General features: G+C 71.4%; 12 protein-coding genes and 1 pseudogene. 1 reads left to right on the top strand and 12 read right to left on the bottom strand.

Translation table 11 applies throughout. The annotated features are described in order from the left end of the window. Positions 1-884 precede the first annotated feature (884 nt). The 8 genes and pseudogenes from AC3RKB_RS17845 to AC3RKB_RS17810 form a co-directional block, all read right to left on the bottom strand. Positions 885-974: pseudogene (locus tag AC3RKB_RS17845) on the bottom strand (hypothetical protein); the annotation flags it as partial. Positions 975-1,150: 176 nt separating this feature from the next. Next, the gene (locus tag AC3RKB_RS17840; protein WP_491437649.1) at positions 1,151-1,420 is read right to left on the bottom strand and encodes a hypothetical protein; all 270 of its coding nucleotides are present in this window, start codon (positions 1,418-1,420) and stop codon (positions 1,151-1,153) included. Continuing rightward, positions 1,411-3,357: an ATP-binding protein gene (locus AC3RKB_RS17835; protein ID WP_491437648.1), complete on the bottom strand. Its 1,947-nt coding sequence runs from the start codon at positions 3,355-3,357 to the stop codon at positions 1,411-1,413. The genes AC3RKB_RS17840 and AC3RKB_RS17835 overlap by 10 nt, the downstream gene beginning before the upstream one ends. Continuing rightward, the gene (locus AC3RKB_RS17830) at positions 3,354-4,643 is read right to left on the bottom strand and encodes a Pvc16 family protein (protein WP_491437647.1); all 1,290 of its coding nucleotides are present in this window, start codon (positions 4,641-4,643) and stop codon (positions 3,354-3,356) included. The genes AC3RKB_RS17835 and AC3RKB_RS17830 overlap by 4 nt, the downstream gene beginning before the upstream one ends. An 810-nt stretch (positions 4,644-5,453) precedes the next feature. Then, positions 5,454-6,188, bottom strand: coding sequence for a T4 family baseplate hub assembly chaperone (locus tag AC3RKB_RS17825; protein WP_491437646.1), 735 nt, complete (start codon positions 6,186-6,188; stop codon positions 5,454-5,456). Continuing rightward, a complete protein-coding gene (locus tag AC3RKB_RS17820) occupies positions 6,188-6,715 on the bottom strand; it encodes a phage tail protein (protein ID WP_491437644.1) in 528 nt (175 codons plus the stop codon). Before AC3RKB_RS17820 ends, AC3RKB_RS17825 begins: the two co-directional genes overlap by 1 nt. A gap of 2 nt (positions 6,716-6,717) precedes the next feature. Beyond that, complete coding sequence (locus AC3RKB_RS17815) at positions 6,718-8,247, bottom strand: phage tail sheath family protein (protein WP_491437643.1); 1,530 nt, start codon at positions 8,245-8,247, stop codon at positions 6,718-6,720. Positions 8,248-8,279: 32 nt separating this feature from the next. After that, complete coding sequence (locus tag AC3RKB_RS17810; protein WP_491437641.1) at positions 8,280-8,666, bottom strand: hypothetical protein; 387 nt, start codon at positions 8,664-8,666, stop codon at positions 8,280-8,282. 292 nt (positions 8,667-8,958) lie between these two features. Here AC3RKB_RS17810 and AC3RKB_RS17805 point away from each other — a divergent pair, with 292 nt between their 5' ends. Then, a complete protein-coding gene (locus tag AC3RKB_RS17805; RefSeq protein WP_491437640.1) occupies positions 8,959-9,228 on the top strand; it encodes a hypothetical protein in 270 nt (89 codons plus the stop codon). On the opposite strand, the gene AC3RKB_RS17800 is transcribed toward AC3RKB_RS17805, so the two are convergent. The 4 genes from AC3RKB_RS17800 to AC3RKB_RS17785 form a co-directional block, all read right to left on the bottom strand. After that, complete coding sequence (locus AC3RKB_RS17800) at positions 9,202-10,167, bottom strand: epoxide hydrolase family protein (RefSeq protein WP_491437638.1); 966 nt, start codon at positions 10,165-10,167, stop codon at positions 9,202-9,204. The two genes, AC3RKB_RS17805 and AC3RKB_RS17800, sit on opposite strands and share 27 nt — an antisense overlap. 151 nt (positions 10,168-10,318) lie before the next feature. Then, on the bottom strand, positions 10,319-11,515 hold the full coding sequence (dinB, locus tag AC3RKB_RS17795; protein ID WP_491437637.1) for a DNA polymerase IV: 1,197 nt from the start codon (positions 11,513-11,515) through the stop codon (positions 10,319-10,321). 130 nt (positions 11,516-11,645) lie between these two features. After that, positions 11,646-12,089: a DUF1801 domain-containing protein gene (locus AC3RKB_RS17790; RefSeq protein ID WP_491437636.1), complete on the bottom strand. Its 444-nt coding sequence runs from the start codon at positions 12,087-12,089 to the stop codon at positions 11,646-11,648. A gap of 173 nt (positions 12,090-12,262) precedes the next feature. Continuing rightward, on the bottom strand, positions 12,263-13,729 hold the full coding sequence (locus AC3RKB_RS17785; protein ID WP_491437635.1) for a flotillin family protein: 1,467 nt from the start codon (positions 13,727-13,729) through the stop codon (positions 12,263-12,265). Between the last annotated feature and the right edge of the window lies 1 nt (position 13,730).

The following is a 13,730-nucleotide window of genomic DNA, read 5'->3' as shown; positions in this document are numbered from 1 at the left end:
GGATCGATCGTCTGCACGGCATCGAGCGAGTCGCCGATCTGCTCCGCGAGCACGGCGGGGTCGGGCTCGTGCAACCGGTCGAGGGGACTCACCGCGCCAGCGTCCGGTTCGAACGATCCGGTCACGGCGACATCGGGAATCTCCGGCTCCGGGGTCGGAGCGACGACGGATCCCTCCAGTTCCACCGGTCGCTGCGGCGGCGAGAGCACGGGGACCGGCGTCCCCGGGGGTTCGCCCCCGGAGAGCGCGGCGTGCAGGTCCGGCACGTCCGCCTGCCACTGGACCGACTCGGTCGCGGCGACGTCCGCCACCTCGGTGCCGAGCGTGCTCGCCCGCCGGGCCTTGACGGTCGGCGGCGCCGTCGCGTACGCCGTGAGCAGCGCCTCCGGCGTGTCCGCGGCGGCGATCGCCGCCTCCGCCTCGGCGATCACGGCCTGCCTCGCAGCGACCTCCTCCGCGCTCACCGTGAGCTCGGGCACCGCCGGGAGCTGGAATCCCGTCGAAGTCTCCTCCTGGGCTTCCGCGCCGGTCGGGGTCGCCGACGGCGTCGCTTCAGGCGCGCCGGTGATCGCCGGTTCCGCGGATGCCGCGGCGGCCGGGATGATGTCCCGGCGGGCGATCGAACTCGTGGGCGGACCGAGGGTGAGCTCGTCGCCGGTCCGATGCGAGGGCACCCGGAGGAGCGCCAGGGTGTCGGGATGGATGCCCTCGCTCACCGAGACGCGGCCGACGCCGCCGTGTGGGCGGCTCGCCGCGGCGGCAACCGACGACGCCTCGCGCTCGGCCGCACTCTCCGACGGCTCTACCGCGCGGGCCGGCGCGGCGCCGTTCGAGGCCTGCACGGCATGCGCGACCTCGTGCGCGACGACGTGCAGGGGTGCGGCGGGGCTGGCCAGGTACACGACGTCCCCGCGCGCGGCCGACACGGCGTGGAATCGGCCGAGGGCTGCGGCGACACGGGGACCGGAGTACACGGCGATGTCGTCGAGCGGCCTGCCGAATCGCTCTTCGAGCAGCGCACGGTGAGGCAGGGCGATGCGCTCGCTCTCCGCTGGGCCGAGATCCGGCTTCGCGTGCACCACCGCGACGGCCCGTGCGGGCGCCGCTCGACGGCGCGCTGGCCGCTCGAGGACGGTGCCCGCCCGCGCGCTCACGGCGCGAACCCCCGATAGATCCGATCCGCCAGCGCCGCCGAGAGCCCGTTCGTGCCGCCGCGGCCGTCCCAGTCGAGTTCGGCACCGAGTTCGGCCCGGGCGCCCGACGCCAGCCAGGCGGACGGGATCCCGCGTTCCTCGATGAGCCTGGCCAGGTGCCCTTCGAGCGCATCGCGGAGTGCGAGCCGGTCGAGCTCATCGAGACCCTCCACCGTCACCTCATCGATCGCGATATCCACGATCGTCATCGCCTCGGTCAGGTCCACCCGCGCACCTGCGCTTCCGGGAGCGGCCGCTCGAGCTTGGCGAACTCCGATCTCGCAGCCCGCAGGACATGCTGCATCTGCACGCCGGAGTCCGCCGCTGCGGCGTGGAAAGCGGCATTGAGCGCCATCGTCCGGATGTTCCCCCCGGCCACGTTGAGCTGGGCGAGCAGGTCGACGTCGAGATCCAGGGTCGGCACCGCGGGCGGGAACACGCGCCGCCAGATCTCGGCCCGGCTCGCCGCGTCGGGGAACGGGAACTGCACGGCGAATCGGAGCCGCCGCAGGAACGCAGGATCGAGCGCGCTGCGCAGGTTCGTCGTGAGGATCGCCAGCCCGTCGTACGCCTCCATCCGCTGCAGCAGGTAGCTCACCTCCAGGTTCGCGTAGCGGTCGTGGCTGTCCCTGACCTCGCTCCGTCGTCCGAACAGGGCGTCCGCCTCGTCGAACAGGAGCACGGCACCGGCGCCCTCGGCCTCGTCGAACACCGTGCCGAGGTTCTTCTCGGTCTCGCCGATGTACTTGCTCACGACGCGACTCAGGTCGATGCGATAGAGGTCGAGGTCGAGGTCATCGGCGATCACGCCCGCGGCCATGCTCTTGCCCGTGCCGCTCGGCCCGTAGAAGAGCGCCGTGATGCCGCGGCCGGGACCGCCGTCGACGCCGAATCCCCACTCGCGGTGCACCTTCCCGCGCCACCGGGCCTGGGAGGCGATCTCGCGGATGGTCTCCTTCTGGGCGTCAGGCAGCACGAGCTCGTCCCAGGTCGCCGACGGCGGCACGCGCTCGGTGAGGTGCTCGAGCCGGGGTCGAGCGCGTCCGCGGGCGAGGTCCCAGAACGTCCCGGCCGGGTCGGATGGCTCGTCGCCGCCCGCGGCCGTGAGCGCCGAGTACTCGAGCGCGGTCGCCCGGATCGATGTCGGATCCAGGTCGAACAGCTCCGCCGCGCGGGTCACCTGCCCGTTGAGCGATTCGCTCGCCGGTCCCAGCGCGGCGATCCACGCCTCACGCCGCTCCTCAGGGGTCGCGACGGGGACGTTCAGGCGCACGTCGTCGCGCTCCAGGTCGACGGGGTCCCTGGCGACCAGGACGACGGGTCCGCCGATCTCCTCGGCCAACCGGGCGGCGGCCGCGTGCGCGTCACGGTCGCCGTCGACCGCGTCGATCGTCGGGAGCAGCCCTGCGAGCACGGCCTCGCGCTCCATGAGCCGCGAGAGGTCGCGACGGTCCGATCCGGTCGGCGGGATGTCCTCGGCGCGGACCACGCCGGCGGAGAGGCCGAGCCGCGCAGCCGCGGACTCGGCGATCGCGCGACCCGTGCTCCGGCGGCGGACGAGCACCTGGACGACGGGGGCCGAGCCGCCGATCGCCGCGGAGATCGCCATGGCCGCGCGCTCCGACACGACCGCATGGCTGCGCGCGAGTTCCTGCGACGGGGCCGACTGGCTCAGGCCGGATGCGTCGTCGACGTAGTGCACGCCCGCGAGGTAGTGGAGGACACGCTCTCCGACGTGCAGCGGGCATTCGGTCAGCACGGGTCCCGTGCCGACGTCGAGCAGCCGCCAGCGCCGGAGGGTCGACGACGGGGTCAAGGCGCTCCAGTGCGGCTCGGGAAGCTCGGCGAGCGCGAGGCCGAACGTCGGCGCGGGCCGGCGGCCCGCTTCGGGCCCGTCGCCGTCGTGTCGGGAGAGGGCCGACCGCACGCCTTCGTCGAGTTCGACGCCGGCGCACATCACCAGCACGTCGGACTCGAACGGGCTCAGTCCGAACGCCTCGACGAGCGAGGTGAGGGCAGGTGGTCGGGCCATCGAATCGGCGATCCTCGCGAGCCGCTCGTCGATCCGCGGAACCGCCTCGCTGCGGCCGTCGAGCAGGGCGGCCACGCGCGACATCGCTGCGGCGGTGTACCGCTGGTTGTCCTTCGCCCAGGACGCGCTCATGGCACGCTCACCCTCGGCGCGACGAAGGTGTCGTGCGTCGGACCGGCCGCCGTCTCCACCTCGAGCGGGCTCTCCGCGCCTGAGACGACGACTCGCGCCAGGTAGTGGCCTCCCGGCAGCCCTGCGAACGGGATGTCGAGGTCGCTCGTGACCTCCGGTGCGCCGGGCACGTCGCGGCGTTCATCCATGAAGGTGAACGCCTCACCGGTGCCGTCGACCGCGTTGAGCACCACTGAGACGTCCTGGCGCTTGCCGACGGGGGGCTCGACCGCGAGCTCCAGGGTCCCGGCGAAGACGTTCGCGGGGTGCTCGACGGCGCCGGGCCGGACGCCGATCCGGTGGCCGCCCGCGCCGTCGTCCTGGATCCGCGGATGCACGACGATCGGGACGAGGTTCGACCGCCCCGCCGGGCGCAGCTCGGGCGGGTCGCCCATCGTCCGCTGGTGTTCGACGACCAGCCCGACGGCACCCGCCCGGACGTCGTCGGGGACCACGACCTCGATGCGCCTGCCGGTGGCCGTCGTCGTCGGCACCCGCGTGTCGCCGAGCACGACGAGCGTGGCCTCCTCGCCCCGCAGGTCGCCGCCCTCGATGACGAGGGGCGTGCCGGGGAGGGTCGGGACGTCCGGTCCGTCGACCGGGACGGCCCTGCGGATGACCGGACGGAGGATGCTCGACGCGAAGAGCCTGCGCTCCATCACCGGGAGCGGCCGGGACGGCGACGCCGGTGGGGTCAGCATGACGACCTCGGCCCTGAACGCGACCGACAGCCGGTACTCGACCTGGAAGAACGACGACCAGAGGGTCGCGAGCTCATCGAGGCTCAAGGGCAGCGGGGTGAGTCGGATCACGTCGGGTTGCTCGGCGAGGTCGACGAGGGCGAGCGGATCGTCGGCGTCGACCGCGAGGATCATCCGCTCGATCTCGCCCCGCGTGAGGATGGGATGGACGTGGATCGTCCCGACGCTGATGCCGAGCAGCCGCTGGGGGACGTAGTCCGTCTCGCTGCCGATGAAGGTCAGGAGGTAGTCCAGGTTCAGGGCGGCCTGCGGTCGCTGCACCAGCGTCTCGTCGCCGGAGCGGGTCGGCAGGTCGTCGTTGCGGCGGGCCGGGTTGGGCTCGACGCGGTAGAGGTAGACCCGCACCTCTGGATCGGCCTCGGACGCCCCGGGGAGATCGGGCCTTCCCGCGCTCGCCCGAGCACCGGTGAAGTCGCGCGCGACCGCTTCGTCCAGGAGCTGGACGAGGGTCGCCGTGACTCCGGCGACAGCCAGGTGGTTGCTCATCGCCGGCGTCTCTGATTCGCGCGCTCGAGGTAGGCGTCCAAGGTGAGCCGCGGCCCTGCCGGGGCAGCGGGCGAGGGCTGGGGCCGCGTTCGCTCGGGCGTGGGGGCACGGACCTCCACCCGGCCGATCGAGACCCGCACCACCGTCTGCGGCGGCGGGGGAGGAGCGCCGGTCTCCGACGGCGGCAGTGCCGGCGATGGAGGCGGGAACAGGCCCGTGGCGGGTCGGATCCGCGATCGGGGGTCGATCGGCCCCGCCGGCTCGGGCTTCGCCTCCCACCGGGCGGCGGGGACGACCTGATCAGCCCGAGCGGTCTCGACTGCCGCGGGCAGCGGGCGGGCGTCGAGCGGACCCCGCGCTGTGCTCGGCACCGGGGCGCGGCTGCGAGCCGACGTCGGCGCGCGCGGCGTCTCTCGGTGATCCGGATCGACCGATCCGATGGTCGCCCTCGCCGGAGTGGGTGGCCGTTCCTCCGACGGCGCCGGGACGAACGGAGGTGGATCCGCGGCGGCGGCAGAGGCGCTCGGGGCATCTGCGGCCCGCGATCGGGCCGACGGGCCGTCCGCCTGACGTTCGGCGCTCACCGGATCGGCCGGCGCCGCGACGGTGGGAGGCGCGACTCCGGCGGACGTCCGCGGCTCGAGCGATTCCCACTCGGCACCCGCGCCGGACTCCACGAAGTCCTCGCGTGCGGGGACCACGGGGTCCGCTCCGGGCTGGTACGGGTCGAAGATCGCGCGAGCCGGCGGGCGGGCCGCGATGGCCGCGATGCCCTCGTCTCGCGCTCGCTCGACGAGCCGGTCGAAGTAGTCAGCCACCGAGCACCAGCCCGAGGTATGCGGTGCGCCGGCGAGGGGGCACGGCGAGGATCTCGTGCTCCGGCCAGCCGTACGCCGCCGCGAGGATGTGCACCTCCCACAGCAGGCGACGGCTCCAGTCATGGAGCTCACGCCACACGAAGTCGCCCGGCTCGAGCGAGGTGTCCCAAGAGCCACCGCAGGCCTCGCACCTGACGGCGAGCGAGATCTCGGCGAGCGGGTCGGCGTCCGCGACACGGCGGCCGACCTCAGCCGCGAGGGAGGGCGGGAGCGCGCTCGCTGCGATCGGCACGCCGGCCTTCGTCGCCCGAACGATCGTTGCGGCGAGCAGTGCCTCGCGCGCCGCCTGTCGGTCGACCGCGCCGGCGGCCGCCACCAGGTCGGCACCGGTCGGCGGCCTCGCGGTCAGCTCGTACTCGCCGATCGCGAGGTCGACGTCGGAGGTGGACGCGGCGCCGGCCCGCTCCAGCGCCTCGACGTCGAGCTCGATGCTCGTCTCCTCACCGCAGTGGGGGCAGGTGTCTTGGGCTTCGATCGTCGGCCCGAAGAGCTGGGTCCTGAGCCGGAGGATGAGCCGATCCCTCGCGCCCAACGGCAGCGCGCCGGGATCGACTCCGCCGTCGGCTGCGCGCGCGAGCAGGATGGCGCGCTCGGGCTTCGACAACGACTCGCCGCTGTCGAGCAGGTCGAGGAGTTCCGTGTCGCTCGCGATCCGCGGCGTGGCCACTACGTGCTCGGTTCGGTGAACTTCGGTTCGGTGGGCTCGACGACGTCGTAGTCGCGCTCCCAGCCCTCGTTCTCGAGCTTGAGGGTCGCGATCTGGACGGCGTTGGCGTTGGCATCCCAGTCGCCGAACGGCTGGTACTCGGAGGGCCAGCAACGGAAGACCTTGTACGCGATCACGAGCTGGCCCGCCTCGTTGTAGGCCTCGAGCACGATGTCCTTGCGGAAGTCCTCGAGCGAGACCTCGGCGCCGAGCCCCGATCCGAGGTTCCAGACCTTGTTCGCCCACTTCTCGAACTCGGTGTCGTGGGTGACACCGCGTTCGAGCGTGATCGCCTCGTACTCGCTCCGGCCCGGCGACTTGCGGCTCGTGCTCGGATCGCCCCCGGCGCGATGGCTGACGACCTCGGTCGTGCGCTTGAACGGGCTGACCTTGCTCACGCCGGCGACGTACCTGCCATCCCAGCGAACCCGGAACTTGAAGTTCTTGTACGGGTCGAAGCGTTGCGCGTTGACGCTGAACTGAGCCATGGCTACACCACCGGTCGGAATTGCTGGATGCTGATGAAGACGAACTCGGCGGGCTTGAGCGGTGCGAAGCCCACGAGGATGTTCACGATCCCGCGGTCGATGTCCTCCTGCGGGTTCGACTCCCGGTCGCACTTCACGAAGTAGGCGTCGGCCGGTGTCACGCCCTGGAAGGCGCCCTGCCGGAACAGGCCGTTCATGAACGCGCCGACGTTCAGTCGGATCTGCGACCACAGCGGCTCGTCATTCGGCTCGAAGACCACCCACTGCGTGCCGCGGAAGAGACTCTCCTCGATGAAGAGGGCGGTGCGCCTCACCGGGACGTACGCCCACTGGTCAGCGAGGTCGTCCGCGCCGCGCAGGGTGCGCGCGCCCCACACCACCCGGCCGGCCCGGGGGAAGGTGCGCAGGCAATTCACGCCGAACGGATTGAGGCGCCCGTTCTCCCCATCGGTGAGGCGCACCGTCAGTTCCGGAACGCCGTTCAGGGTCGCGTCGATCCCGGCCGGCGCCTTCCAGACCCCGCGCTGGGCATCCGTCCGGGCGATGGCGCCGGCGATCGCCCCGCTCGGGGCGAAAGCCTCGAGCCGGTTCTCCTTGAGCGGATCGGGCACACGGATGCGCGGGAAGTAGATCGAGGCGTTCGCGGAGCGGGTCACGAGGGTCGTCAGCCCGTTGAGGACGTCGTCGGGCTCATCCCAGGCTGCCGGGGGGTCCACGATGAGCATCGCGCGTCTCGTGGCGCAGTAGGCGGCTGCGGCATCCCAGGTCGCGATGTCCGGCTCGACGTCGGGCGCGAACGGCGGGATCACGAGCAGGTTGAACAGGTCGGCGTCCTCGAGGGCGAAGATGCCCCGCCGATTCGCGGCGAGCGCATCGTCCGATACATCCGAGGCCTCCACATCGAGGCCGTCGTCGCCGTCCGCGAACGCGATCGGGGAGTCCACGACGGTGACCTGCGGACGCCCGTCCGGAAGGGTCTCGACGTCGACGAGCTGCGATGACGCAGCGAGCACGTCCGTCACGAATCTCGGGTCGTCAGCGGTCAGCGTGAGGTTGAGGAACCGCTCCTCGGTGAGGACCAGGTCCTCGTCGTCGGCGGAGACCTCCCGGACAGTGAGGTGGAATCGAGTCGGATCGTCCGGCAGCGTGATCGAGGCCCGGAGTCGGTTGCCCCACGTTCCCGGGTTCGATGCCCTGAGCGTCAGTGGTGTGCCGCCATCCGCCGGGATGTCCGCGACCGCACGGTCGTCAGCGCCCGGCGCGCTCGGATGGTGCACCCTGACGATCTCGGCGTCCGACCCCCCGTTGCGGAAGAAGTGCGAGACGGAGTGACCCATCGGGGCCTCCTCCCACAGCTCGCCGAAGCGGCGCACGTACTCGCCGAAGCCCTGCACGCGGGTCGGGGAGTCGGTGGGCCCCCGCCGCGCTCGGCCGACGAATGCGGTGATCGAGGTCGGAACTCCGGGGATGACCCGGACTCCGGAGTCGAGTTCCCGGATATAGACACCCGGATATGAGACGGTGATGGCCACGGCCTATCCCTTCGACTGCGCCACAGCGCGCTCTACGGAGCGGGATCCCGCCCGACCAGGATGTCGACCGTGACGGCGAGCGCTGTGGCGTTGCTGAACCGCAGGGCCTGGGGAGCGTCGGCGAGCAGTTCGACGGCTCCATTGCCGATCAACACGAGCGGGCCGAGGAGGCCGAAGGACGTCGTGCCCCCGTCCGCGCTGAACGTGAGGTCCTCGTCATACGAACTGGCCTGGAGGACGAGGATGTGCACCTTCCCTGCGGCCGTCGCCGGCTGCACTTGGACGTCGATGTCCGTGGCGCCGGACTCGAGGACGGAACTCACCTTGTCGTAAGCCCCGACGTCGATGCTGTCAGAGCCCTTCAGATTGGGTCCACCGTCGACACCGACGGAGAATGACCATCTCATGGTTTCGGACACGTCAACCCCCCAGTCGCGCCGTCCCGCCCACTCGAACTGCTTCGGGCGCCATGACACTTCGCCGCCGAGCCAGTCCGTGATGGGGCACAGTAAACCGCATTTTCATCTCCGCGCCTAGACCCCAACATGTCTCGGAGCGAGGCTCCGTCACCGGCTGGCAGAAGTTCACCCGAACGGGGGTCACCGTTGCCGTCTGCCGTCCGGCGCGGGACCCTGGGCCGACATCGATGAAGTGTCGCTACGTACGCGCTGCGGCCGGGGCCGAGGACTGCGAACACGAGATACTGGACGCATGTCTTCCTCCGTCGAGCGCCGCTCCAATCCGACCGCCTGGGCCGCCTTCTGGTTCGCGCTCGCCGGCCTCGTACTCATGCCCATCCCGCTGTTCATCGGACTGATTCTCGGCGGCGGCCTCTCCATCGTCGCCGCGATTCTCACGGTGATCGCCCTCCTCAAGGGACTTGCGCGTGGCGGAAAGGGTATTGCGCCCGTCGTCTTCGCCGCGATCTTCATCGCGCTCACGTGGGGCGGCATCTCAGTCGGCGGCGGCACCGTCTGGTAGGTCAGCCGACCGGGCCGTTTTCGCCATCAGGGAACGTTCGGCGCACCGGCCGTCAGGGATGAGCTCGTTCCGGATGCGGACGTCGGGGCGCGACGAGCAGCGCGTCGCGTGACGCCGTCCGGTCGCAGCCGGTGCGCGACGAGAGCGGTCGGCACGGCGATGAGCGCGATGGCTGCGCCGAACACGACGAACGTCCGCGCCAGTCCGAGCGGGCCGACCAGGAGTCCCGCGAGCACAGCAGGCACCGAGATCGCGGCGTAGGCGACCGTGTAGTAGCCCGACATCACCGAGGCGCGCAGCTGCGGCGGGATGACCATGGCGAGCGCTCGGAGGCCGCCGAGGAAGCCGATGCCGAACCCTACGCCGGAGATCGCGGAACCGATGAGGTAGGCCCTGTGCGACGTAGCGCGCGTAGCCGAGGCGCGCCATCAGCTTCGCCCACGCGCTTGCGATGGGGCCGTTCTCCCAGCCGAGCTCGGTCGGTTCGGCGGAGAAGCCGTAGCCGGGCAGGGACGGCAGCACGACGTGGAACGCGTCCTCAGCGGAGCCGCCGTGCGCGGTCGGGTCGGTCAGCGGTCCGATGGTGTCCAGCAGCTCGATGACCGAACCCGGCCACCCGTGCGTCATGATCAGCGGCATCGCGTTCTCGTGCGGCGACTTCACGTGGATGAAATGGATCTCGACTCCGTCGATCTCCGTCGTGAACTGCGGCAGCGAGTTCAGCCTTCGCTCGACGCGGCGCCAGTCGTACTCGTCAGCCCAGTATCGCGCGAGCGCCTGCAGCGTTGCGAGCTGCACTCCCTGCGAACGGTCCTGGACGAGTTCGCGGCTGGGGAATCGCGTCGACGCGATGCGCCGCCGCGCGTCGTCGATCTGTTCCTGCGAGAACTCGACCGTGAACGGCCGGATGCCGGTGGTGCTGTCGATGATGGTGCTCATGATGTTGTCCTTTCGGTGACCGGGTGCGGTCGATGACAGCCACGAGCCTGCCTGTCGGAGCCCACTGCTCGCGCCCGTCGTCGCTACTGGTCGGAGGCACGGGGGCGGACCCCAGGGGCCGTGCGAACCCGACCCGGGACCGGCCTCGAGCTCATTCGTGTTCGGGCAGCAGCGGCGTCGACCAGCCCGGGTCGCGACCGAGCTGCGCGGCCCGCGCGACGGCCGCGGCGCCGAAGCGATCGCGTACCGCATCGAGCACCGTGTCGAGGCGCACGCCGTCGTCCCAGTCGATCGGCAGCTCAGGTTGGATGGTGTCGGCGTGCGCCAACTGGGAGAATGAGACGCCGATCAGGGTGATGCCGCGCTCGGCGACCTCGGGCTGCGCGGCGGCGAGCAGCCCTCGCGCGACGCCGAGCAGCACGGCGGTGCGGTCGGTCGCGGAGCGCAGGGTGCGCGACCGGGTGGCCTTCGCGAAATCGCCGTAGCGCAGGCGCAGCACGACGGTGCGGCACACCCGGTCCCGGTCGCGGAGGCGGCGAGCGAGCCGATCGATGATCTGGGTGAGGATGAGGTCCAGTTCCTCGGGCGGGCGCGGGCGGCTGCCGAGCGCCCGTTGAGAGCCGATGGAGCCGCGGCGACGCGTGCTGTCGACCGGGCGCGGGTCGCGAAGCCGGGCCAGCGCGTGCAGGTGGGCGCCGGTCGCTCTGCCGAGCAGCCTCTCCGCGGCGTCGGCCTCCAGCTCGGCGAGCTGCCCGACCGTGCGGATGCCGAGCCGGTGCAGCTTCTCAGCGGTCACCGCACCGACGCCCCACAACCGTTCGACCGGCAGCGGGAGCAGGAACTCCTGCTCACGCTCGGGCTCGACCACCAGCAGCCCGTCGGGCTTGCTGACCGCGCTGGCCACCTTCGCGAGGAACTTGGTCCGTGCGATCCCGACCGAGATGGGCAAGCCGACCTCCGCCCGGACCCGCTCGCGTAGTCGCACCGCGATCTGCTCGGGTGTGCCCGCGATGCGTCGGAGGCCCCCGACTTCGAGGAACGCCTCGTCGATGGACAACCCCTCCACGAGGGGCGTCGTGTCGCGGAAGATCGCGAACACGGCTCGACTGGCCTCCGAGTAGGCGTCCATCCGTGGCGGAACGACCACGGCATCGGGGCACAGGTCGCGGGCCTGCCGGCCGCCCATCGCGGTGCGCACGCCACGGGCCTTCGCCTCGTAGCTCGCCGCCAGCACGACACCGCCGCCGACGATGACCGGCCGGCCGCGCAACCCGGGCGCGTCACGCTGCTCGACCGAGGCGTAGAAGGCGTCGAGATCCGCGTGCAGCACCGTCGCCTCGCCCCGCATCCCACCCTCCCGCAGATCACCCGTCCTGCGGATCGTCGCACGGACCGGGGACACCGCCTGGTGCGTTCCCGGGCAGGCGACGAGGAGGGACGGAGCTGCGCTCCGCGCCGACCCTGGATCGCTTGGCCGGCTACTCCTCGGTCTTCCACAGGATCTGCCGTATCGGCCCGTCGCGCGACCTGGATTCGACGAACTCGTAGGAGTCCTGGATGATCTGCTCGAGCACCGAGAGGTCGACGTCGCTGAGCCGTCTGAGGTAGAGGCAGTAGCCGGTGGTCGAGTGCTTCCCCAAGCTCGCCAGAAGTGCCGAGTGGCGCGCCGTTCCATCCATCAGATAGATGGTCAGCTTTCCCTTCCTCGGGTAGAAGCCGATCACGTGGGCGTCGCCTCGGCGGCCGCTGTCGTACTCGTAGTGGTAGGTGCCGAACCCGATCGTGCCCACGTTCCACAGCGTCGGCTCGTGCCCACTGATCCGCCGCATCATCTCGATCAGCGTTTCGCTGTCATCCACCATCTGCGCGTCGTTCAGCGATGCGAGGTACCGGTCGACTGCACCATCGCTCAGGTCTGTCATTCCGTGACCGCGCTTCCATCGGGATGTCGATCCTTGGACGCTACTCCTTCGTCCACTCGGTCGTGCATTCGCGTTGGGCCCACTCATTCCGTCGGCGGCGAGGCTGGACAGGCTCCCGCGCGCACAGGCACCGGGAGGGCGTCGGGTTCGGACACCGACGCCCTCCCGTGGTGTCAGCCGGCCTTCGGGGAGACCGCGTCGTGCGCGGCCACGATGCGGCCGCCCGCGAGGCCCGCGAGGATCGAGCTCACGTCGAGGCCGGTGAGCGACTTGACGACCTCGGTGCCCTCGCCGAGCACCTGGCCGACGGTCTTCGTCATGGCGCTCGCACCGTCGGTCGAGACGACCGTGAGGGTGTCGATGCTCGCGATCGGCTCGGCCGCGGCCCGGACGATCTCGGGCAGGCGCGAGATGATCTCCTGCGCGAGGGCGGCCTCGCCGTACTTCTTCAGCGCCTCGGCCTTCGCGTCGGTCGCCGCGGCGTCGGCGACGCCCTCGGCCTGGATGGCGGCGGCGCGCGCCTCGCCCTCGGCGCGGATACCGGCCGCGAGCGCCACCTGACGGTCGCGCTCGGCTTCACCCGCGAAGCGGACGCTCGTCGCGGCGGCCTCGGCATCCTGCACCGCCGCGACCTTGTTCGCCTCGGCGATCTTGGTGCGCTTGTACGCGTCGGCCTCGGTCGCGGCGTTGGCGGCGTCGCGCTGTGCGTTCGCCCGCTGGACCTCGGCGTAGGCCTGCGCCTCGGCGGGCTTGCGGATCTCGATGTCGAGGCGCTCCTGCGTCACGAGCGCCTGCTCGGAGAGCGCGTCGCGTTCCTGCACGGCGACGAGCTTGTCCTGCTCGGCGCGGGCCAGGAGGCCTGCCGCCTCGGCCTCGGCGTTCGCCCGGTCGGTCTCGGCCTTGATCCCGGCCTGCTTGAGGCTCAGCGCCTTCTGGCGCTCGGCGACCTGCTCGGCCGCCTCGATGCGCGCGAACTCGCTGACCCGCGCGGCCTCGGCCTCGCTGACCTCGGCGACCTGGCGTGCGCGCGCGGCCTCGGCGCGGCCGAGGTTGGCGAGGTACTCGCTGCCGGGGGTCGAGATGTCGCTGATGTTCAGCAGGTCGACCTGGAGTCCCTGCTCGGCGAGGTCGGTCTTCGTCTCGGAGACGACGCGGTCGGAGAGCGACTTGCGATCGGAGATGATCTGCTCGATGGTCATGTCGCCGACGATCGATCGGAGCGAGCCCTCGAGCGACTCCTTGATGATCTCGGTGAGCAGGTCCTGCTGGGAGAGGAACCGCTGCGCGGCACGGCGGACACCCTCTTCCGTACCGCTGACCTTGAAGTTGATCGACGCCTTGATCGCGATCTTGATGCGGTGCTTGTCGACGCCCTCGACGGTGATGCCGATCTGGCGCTGCTCGAGCGAGATCGAGAAGCCCTGCTGGAGGACCGGCCAGACGAACGTGCGGCCGCCGATCACGACGCGCTGCCCGGTGCCGATCTCGGCGGGCGCGCGGCCGGCACCGCGGCCGACGATGATGAGCGCCTCGTTCGGCGGCACACGACGGATCCGCCCGGCGATGAAGCCGAGCAGCCCGAGGAACGCGACGGCGATCGCGACGATGGCGCCGATCTGGATGAGTGCGGGGGTGGTCATG

This window comes from Agromyces capsici (assembly GCF_058349965.1).
Note: the sequence above shows the minus strand (reverse complement) of the source record. Positions and strands in the feature narration are given on the sequence as shown.